Annotated in this window: 7 protein-coding genes; all 7 read right to left on the bottom strand. The window is 37.2% G+C overall.

Going from position 1 to position 6,904, the window contains the following annotated elements; genetic code table 11:
* Positions 1–1,274 (bottom strand): CBS domain-containing protein (locus tag D6734_00685; protein ID RMF98201.1); only part of this gene is annotated, 1,274 nt, incomplete at its 3' end.
* A 1-nt stretch (position 1,275) separates the two neighbouring features.
* Positions 1,276–1,743 (bottom strand): tRNA (adenosine(37)-N6)-threonylcarbamoyltransferase complex ATPase subunit type 1 TsaE, encoded by a 468-nt coding sequence (gene tsaE, locus D6734_00680; protein ID RMF98200.1) that lies wholly within the window; start codon positions 1,741–1,743, stop codon positions 1,276–1,278.
* On the bottom strand, positions 1,744–2,988 hold the full coding sequence (locus D6734_00675; protein ID RMF98199.1) for a competence/damage-inducible protein A: 1,245 nt from the start codon (positions 2,986–2,988) through the stop codon (positions 1,744–1,746).
* A gap of 112 nt (positions 2,989–3,100) precedes the next feature.
* Positions 3,101–4,114 (bottom strand): TonB family protein, encoded by a 1,014-nt coding sequence (locus tag D6734_00670; protein RMF98198.1) that lies wholly within the window; start codon positions 4,112–4,114, stop codon positions 3,101–3,103.
* 6 nt (positions 4,115–4,120) lie between these two features.
* The gene (locus tag D6734_00665) at positions 4,121–4,870 is read right to left on the bottom strand and encodes an ABC transporter ATP-binding protein (protein RMF98197.1); all 750 of its coding nucleotides are present in this window, start codon (positions 4,868–4,870) and stop codon (positions 4,121–4,123) included.
* A 51-nt stretch (positions 4,871–4,921) separates the two neighbouring features.
* Complete coding sequence (locus tag D6734_00660; GenBank protein RMF98196.1) at positions 4,922–5,734, bottom strand: ABC transporter permease; 813 nt, start codon at positions 5,732–5,734, stop codon at positions 4,922–4,924.
* Entirely contained in the window at positions 5,709–6,683 is a 975-nt protein-coding gene (locus tag D6734_00655; GenBank protein RMF98195.1) for an ABC transporter substrate-binding protein, read from the bottom strand. The genes D6734_00660 and D6734_00655 overlap by 26 nt, the downstream gene beginning before the upstream one ends.
* Positions 6,684–6,904 lie beyond the last annotated feature (221 nt).

The raw sequence follows: 6,904 nt of genomic DNA, 5'->3' as shown, positions 1-6,904 counted from the left end.
TGTTTAATCAGGTCACTTCTTGTTATAACGCCTTCAAGTTTTCCACCTTTCATAACTGTCAAAAAAGGAATCTTGTCTCTTATCATAAGCTCAACTACTTTCTTTGCCGGTGTATCGAAATCAACTTCTGCAAAGTTTGAATTTACATAATTTTCAACTTTTTCTTTTGACATTTTATGGCTAACTGCCCTCTCTAACGTTTTTCTGTTGATGACACCTACTACTTCGCCACTTTTTGCCACAACCGGTGCAGCATTATAATGAAGTTTCTTGAGTTCTAAAAATGCCTTTTTCATTGTAGATTTTGAAGAAATTGTAAGGGGTGACGGTGTCATTAATTCAAATGCTTTTATTTCAGCAGGTATTATCTTATCGAAATATTCCTTAATGCGGTCAATCGTTTCTGCAATCGTCATATTTTTTGATACAGCAGAAGCCGCAAACTGGTGTCCACCGCCGCCAAATAAAGAAGCTATTTCTGCACAATTCAAAACCTCAGTAGAACTCCTAAAAATAAGATGAATCCTCTCATCCATTCTTATGAGGGCAACAATTCCATCCAATTCTTTCATATTCATAATACGTGATACAACAAGGGCTGCATCATCGACATAGTTACTCTCTGTTGCAGTTGCAAATGCAAATTTTAAATTATTCCTTTTTATGACTACTGCAGATGAAAGAAGCTGGCTGAGAATATCCAATTGTTCCTCATTTATTTCCCTTCTAAAATATTCTCTGACCAATTTTAAGTCGGCACCGCATTGAATGAGCCATCCTGCTGCCCTTAAATCTTCTGGAGTAGTAGATGAATATGATAAGCATCCTGTCTCTTCATAGATTCCCATTGCCATTAATGTTGCTTCTTTCTTCGATAAAGATATTTTTTTCCGTCTTAGAATTTCTACCAATATCGTAGTAGTTGCTCCTCTCTTCTTCAAAACTGCTTTTTTACACTTTAAGCCCTTATTTGTTGTCAAATGGTGGTCGTATATATGAATCTCAATGCTTTTCTTTCCAATAAGCTCCTGAAAAACTCCCAGTTTCTCACTTCTGCTCACATCCACAAGGACAAGAGAGGAAACTTTTGATAAATCAATTTCCCCTGCCTGAAAATACTTAAAATCCTTTCCCTCCTTTTTCAGAAATTCTCGTAAGGTCTTTTCCTGAGCTCCTGTAAAAACAATCTTTGACCTTGGATAAATTTTGGACGCTGCTACCATCGAGGCAAAACCATCAAAATCGGTATTTATATGTGATGTTATTATCCTCAAACTACACCTTTTTCAAAAGATTGAAGATATGATTGTATTTTTTACTCTTAGTAGAAAACTCAAATATCCTTTTATTTTTGTTCTGTACAGTAATTGAAACATTCAGCTTTTCATCAGGCAATAGTTGCTCAAGCTTATCAGCCCATTCTATTACAATTACAGCTTTAAACTCTTTAAAGCTCTCGTCAAGGCCTATGGTTTCAAATTCAGCACAACTGTCAATCCTATAGAAATCCGAGTGATACATTTTCAACCGTCCTTCATACTCATTGACAATAGTAAAAGTAGGGCTTACAACTACATCTCTATCGATTCCCAATCCCCCTGCAATTCCTTTCGTAAAATATGTCTTTCCGGAACCCAATTCTCCGCTAAGCGCCAAAATCTCTCCTCCCAAAAGAACCTCTCCAATTCTTCTACCGAGACTAAATGTATCGTTTTCTGATTTGGAAACTACTTTGCATCTCATTTATTTGACTCCTATAAGATACTGTCTCAGCATATTGATCGCAAGCAATGAGGTAAGGTGTTTATTCCTCAAACGAAGTTTCCCAAGTCTATATTCTTTGACTTTTTCGCAATCCTTTGCAGAGAGGGCTATATAGACAAGTCCTACCGGTTTTTCTGCGGTTCCCCCACCGGGACCTGCAATACCTGTTACCCCAACTCCAATATCTGTTCCTGCTTTTTTTCTTGCCCCTCTCGCCATTTCAATGGCAACCTCCTCAGATACAGCACCCTTCTCATTGATCAATTTTTCGGGAACTGAAAGCATCTCGATTTTTGCATTATTGCTGTAAGTTACAAATCCCCTATCAAAATAAAGAGAAGAGCCGGCTGTATTTGTTATTGTGCTTGAGATAAGTCCGCCTGTGCACGATTCTGCTATCGCGATGGATAAACCTTTTGCACGAAGCAGTTTCCCTACCGATTCTTCAATTGTCTCATCATCAACTCCATAGATTAATCCCTCTATCCTATCTCTTATCCTTCTCTCCAAATGGGATATCATTTTTTCAGCCTCATCGATATCCTCTGCTTTAGCAGTAATCCTAATTGCAATACCTGAATTTCCGGCAAGATAAGCCATAGATGGATTAACACTATCATTGAAGATGTCTTCTAAAATTTCTGCTAAACGGGATTCTGACATCCCTATGGTCCTCAGCACTCTTGATTTGATTACCTTTCCACCTCCTGCCCTTTCTTTAATGAAGGGAATCAAAGAATCATCAACCATCTGTTTAAATTCGAATGGGACTCCCGGTAATGCCGCAATATGCTTCCCTTTGATGCTGCATATAAATCCCGGCGCCGTCCCGTTTTTATTTTCTATTATCATTGCACCTTCCGGGAAATATGCTTGTATCTTGTTGTTTTCTGACATTTTTATACCTCGAACATCAAAAATCTCTTTCAATTTTTGAAAAGCTGATTCATTTAAAATGAGTTTTTTTCCGACTATCTGTGAAACTGCGTTTTTTGTACAGTCATCACCTGTTGGACCTAATCCGCCTGAAAGTACTATAAAATCAGACCTATCCAGCGCTATATTTATAGCTTCCTTTATCCTTTCCACATTGTCGCCTGTGGTTTGCTTAAAATATAAATTTACACCAATCTCTGCCAACTTCTGCGAAAGATACTGTGAATTTGTATCCAAAATCTGCCCCAACAAAAGCTCTGTCCCAATTGAAATTATTTCTGCAATCATTTTATCCCCTTCTTTTGATAAAACTTTTTAGATTTAAAAAACTATTGGAAAATGATAATTATTTCAATTGGAAATGAAGAATAAACTATTATTCCTGATAGTCCAAAAAGCCTCAAGGCATATAATTTAAATAATATGTAAAACTTCCTGCAATAGTTACAGAATCCTGATGCCATCTCTTGGGCAAAGGAGGAAAAGGTGAAGCATCATGCAATGCTTTCAACGCAGCATCATCGAGGAAAAAATATCCTGAGGACCTTATTACTTTCGCCTCTGTCAAATTGCCATCTATATCGATTGTAAATTGTATAACAAGATTGCCTGCAATACCTCTCTCGCGGGCAATTTTGGGATAGACCCATACTCCCTCGATAAGCTCCTTCAAATGCCTAAAATATGAAAAATATTTAAAATCTTTAGTATTGAGACTAACAACTTTTCCTGTTGATGGTATTAACCCTTTACCACCTTCGCCTTCTTCATCTTCACCTCCAAATCCCCTATCAATGCCAGCAAACTTTGAAAGGTCTTTGCTGTCTAAACCTAAAAAATTGTTATCACGATTGTTATTCAAAGATGGATTTTTTCTCACAGCAGCAAGAAATTTTTCCAATTCTTTCTGTTGCTCAGGAGTCAATCTTTTTTCTTTCTCTCCATTTCCCCTATCAATACCCCGTCTTTCAGCTTTGAAAATTCCCTTACCATTACTTTTTCTTGCTTCAATCCCCTCCTTGACACCTTTCTGCGGTAAAGTCTGCTTCCTCCTCTCTCGATTTTTTTCAATTATATTTGGCATTGGCGGTACTGTCGGAGATTGCATTTTCCCGCGAGGAATAGGAAGTTTTGAATTATCAGCGCTGTTAATCCCTTTTTTTAACCCTCTTAATGGCTCAGCATTGTTTTCTTCACCTAATCTTGACGCGCCTGAAGCATCTTTGTCTGAAAGAAGGGCGCTTTCTCTATCCTTTTTAAGAGCTTTTGAAGACGCTTTTGGGATATCATAAACCATCACTTTGAACTTTTCAGGAACCGTAGGTACTGAAAAATTCATTGAAAATACAAGAAGCGAAATTATCCCTAAATGCACAAGAAGGGAAAAAACAATTGAAGAAAAGCGGTTTTCCATTACCTATCACTTTCCCTCCTTCATTATCATTTCTACTTCCGTTCTAAAATCAATGAATTCCTTACTATATCTGTTCCTTGGATAAGGAAGTTTATTATCTATCTCTTTAATTATTCTGCCCGGACGTTTAGAAAAGAGAAGAATTTTCTGAGAAAGAAAAATTGCTTCATCAATACTATGACTAACCAGCACTATGGTGCATCTTGACTTCATCCAAGCTGATTGTAAAAATTCCTGTATCTCATAGCTTACCTCTCTATCAAGAAAAACAAAAGGCTCATCCATAAAAATGACTTGCGGTGAAGTAATGATAGCTCTCAAGAAAGAAACCTTTCGTGCCATTCCTCCTGAAAGTTGGTAGGGATAATAATCTTCAAACCCTTTTAAGCCAAATGATGATATCAATTCCATAGCTCTCTTATGCCTCTCTTGATAATTCATCCCTTTCAACTCCAATCCAAATTCAATATTTTTTATTACTGTCCTCCATGGCAGAAGATCATTTTTTTGAGATATCAACACCGATGCTTCACCGGGTGCATTCAAGGTTTTTTCTCCAACCTTGACTTCACCACTATCCGGCTTTTCCAAGCCTGCAAGGATGCGCAATAAAGTTGTCTTGCCGCAACCGCTGGGTCCCATAATAGAAATAAAACTTCCTTTCTCAATATGCAATGAAACATCGGACAAAACCAATAAAGGGCTATTCCCATTATAATTTTCGAATTTTTTGCTTACCTTTGCAACTGTCAGCATATCTTCTTTTTGAAAAACAAAATTATTTGAAGGATAAAATTATTTAATTAATCAACCTTTTATTGCAGAATATGATTTCCATCTCAAAACTCTATTTTCAAAAACTCTTACCAAAAGATCAATTAATAGTCCTGTTATACCTATTACAGCCATACCTGAAAATACGAGGTCAATTCGCTGAAGATCACGGGCTGTCATAATCATATAGCCAAGCCCAAAACCGCTTTTGACGCCTGTCAACTCAGCAGCTACGAGTGTCATCCATCCAATACCCATGCCAATTCGTGCACCAGTAAAAACATATGGCAGTGATGCAGGAATTATAATCTTTAGCAATATATCTCTTTCCTTCGCCCCGAGGGTCATAGCCCCTTCAACAATTTCTTTTTCAACAGAAGATGCTCCAAGGATTGTATTAGACAAGAGAGGGAAAAAAGCCCCCAAAAAAATCAAAAAACTTTTGGAAACTATTCCAAGGCCAAACCATAAAACAGATATTGGAAGCCAAGCAAGAGGAGGCACAGGACGCAATGATTCGATTATTGGAGACAAATATCTATTCACTATACCGTATCTACCCATCAATATTCCCAAGGGGAATGAAACAATAAAAGCCGCAGAAAAACCGACAAAGACTCTTATTAAGCTTGCAGTAAAATGGTTTAGTAGTCTATATCCGGGCGGCATTCCTGATGATGAAAGCTCTATAATCCCAACTGCAATTCTATGTGGAGAAGGAAATATATGTTGAGGAATTATCCCATAGAAGGTGCAAATCTCTAAAACTATCAAGAGAAAAAGCAATGGCTTGATAAAATCGAACCACTTTTTAAAAAAATCAAAACCCTGTCCATAATTCCTCATTTACAAACCTTTTGATAAAAATGCCGGAATCCACATTTCTTACATAACCAAACTTGACAAGAAAATCTAAATATTCCTTCGTTTTTTCAATATCAGGAAAATAAGTATAATGTATTTTATCAATGGCTTTCCTTATAGTCTCTCTTTCCATACCTGTGTATTTCACACCAATTTCCACTGCTTTTTCAGGATTTTCAATAATATAATCTGTTGCCATTATATGGACTTTGATAATTTTGAGAGCTCTTGGTTTGTCCTCTTCTATAAATTTTCTGTCTCCCACAAGGATACAACAGGGATGGTCTTTCCATATCTTGCCAGAATCGATTAAAATTTTTCCTTTGCCTCTTCTTACTGACCTCTGTGGATAAGGCTGCCATGCAATATAAGCATCAATATCTTCGTTGTTAAGGGCAAACTGCATTTCAGGAGGCTTTAAGATAACCTGTTTAGGGATTGGATTGATTTGCCATTTTTCAATAGCTTTTTGCAGGAGAAAATCCTGTACTGTGCCTTTGCCGGGAATGGCAATGCTTTTTCCCGCTAAACTTCTTATCCCTTCTGAATCATCGAAGTCAGGCCCCACCACAATCGAAGTACCTTCTGTGTTTGCTTGGGCTAATAAAACAACATCTGCCATTCCGTTTGCAGCAGCTATTGTTGCAGGCGCAAGTCCTACATAGCCTATATCTATTTCCCCTGCACTGAATGCTGACATTTCCTCAGGCCCCGCTTTAAATATCCCCGCAACTTCCACCTGCAGTCCCTGTTGGGTAAAAAATCCTCTATCCAATGCCACATATGCCGCAAGCTGATGGAGATCGCTGTCTAAGAATGCCAATCGCACTCTTTCAAGAACAACTTTTTCTTTTGAGCAAGATAAAAAAATCAATGACAAAAACACAAAAAGAAGAGCAATAATTCTTTTAATTTCATCCCTTTTCACCATTTGACAATCCACCACTTGATATTTATAAATCTTCTGAAATTGTATTGTATTTACTTTAAACTTAGCTTCTTTGGATGTCAACTATACCTTGGATACAAAATCAAGAGCTGCTTTGGTAATCCTATAAAGAGCGCCAGCAAATACATACCCGCATTTTGATGCAATTCATCTTTTAATTTTTTATAGAACAAAAAAAGAGAAAAAAAATTCTGATTACAGTT

It is taken from the genome of Candidatus Schekmanbacteria bacterium (genome assembly GCA_003695725.1).
Classification (GTDB): domain Bacteria; phylum Schekmanbacteria; class GWA2-38-11; order GWA2-38-11; family J061; genus J061.
The sequence above is the reverse complement of the archived record's forward strand: the minus strand, read 5'-3'. Positions and strand labels throughout refer to the sequence as shown.

Excerpts from the sequence above, each read along its gene's own strand:
- tsaE (RMF98200.1), bottom strand. The coding sequence starts at position 1,743 with ATGAGATGCAAAGTAGTTTCCAAATCAGAAAACGATACATTTAGTCTC.
- D6734_00675 (RMF98199.1), bottom strand. The coding sequence starts at position 2,988 with ATGATTGCAGAAATAATTTCAATTGGGACAGAGCTTTTGTTGGGGCAG.
- D6734_00670 (RMF98198.1), bottom strand. The coding sequence starts at position 4,114 with ATGGAAAACCGCTTTTCTTCAATTGTTTTTTCCCTTCTTGTGCATTTA.
- D6734_00665 (RMF98197.1), bottom strand. The coding sequence starts at position 4,870 with ATGCTGACAGTTGCAAAGGTAAGCAAAAAATTCGAAAATTATAATGGG.
- D6734_00660 (RMF98196.1), bottom strand. The coding sequence starts at position 5,734 with ATGAGGAATTATGGACAGGGTTTTGATTTTTTTAAAAAGTGGTTCGAT.
- D6734_00655 (RMF98195.1), bottom strand. The coding sequence starts at position 6,683 with ATGGTGAAAAGGGATGAAATTAAAAGAATTATTGCTCTTCTTTTTGTG.